A 739-nucleotide genomic window follows, 5' to 3' on the forward strand; every position below is an offset into this window, starting at 1 on the left:
GGCCACCCCGGCGCGGCGGGGCGGCGCGGGGCGCGTCCTCGGCAGGATGTCCGGGACGCGCGCGGGCGGCACGAGCGCGGGTCGGACCGGGTGGCCGACGAACCGCGGCGCGGGCACGAACACCCAGTACGTCACCGCGATGGGCGCCGGGTCCACCCACCACGTCACCAGGCCGGGCGGCAGGGGCGCCCACCCGATGAAGCCGCCCCCGACGCGCCAGGCGACCCAGGCCGGCGCCCACGCATGCCCGGGGACCCAGATCCAGCCCAGCCAGGGATCGAAGATCCAGCGGCCGTAGTGGTACGTCGCCCACGCCCACGGCTCGTCGCTCGCCCAGTACCAGCCCTCGTCCGTCCAGACCCACTCGCCGTCCACGTAGGGGCGCCAGTCGGGCCCGGCACCCACGGGCCGCCACACGCGCCCGTAGCTGCCCGCCACCATCCACTCCCCGTACGGCGCGAGCCCCTCCTCGAAGAGCTCGAACGAGACCCCCGCCTGCGGGCCTTCCGCGACCGCGCGCGCCGGCAGGACGCCGGCGCCGCAGAGGAGGAGCGCACCGAGCAGCGATCGCCACCTCATGGCCTGCCCTCCCGGCCGCGCTGCGCGTGGCCGCGCCCGCGTGCCGTGACGCTGACGCGGGCGCCGCGCGGCCTCGGCACGCCCCCAGGATCCCGCCGCGGGCGCGCGCGCCGCAACGGAGCACCTTGGGTCGGCGCGCTCGGTGGCGCGCGCCGCGCGG

The 739-nt window shown here is 78.9% G+C and carries 1 protein-coding gene; it reads right to left on the reverse strand.

Translation table 11 applies throughout. The features are described from left to right. Nucleotides 1-579: DUF6600 domain-containing protein (locus tag MNZ29_RS24145; protein WP_374110865.1), on the reverse strand; the 579-nt coding region annotated here is incomplete at its 3' end. Nucleotides 580-739: the final 160 nt, after the last annotated feature.

It is taken from the genome of Anaeromyxobacter sp. SG64 (assembly GCF_022690745.1).
In the GTDB taxonomy this organism is placed as follows: domain Bacteria; phylum Myxococcota; class Myxococcia; order Myxococcales; family Anaeromyxobacteraceae; genus Anaeromyxobacter; species Anaeromyxobacter soli.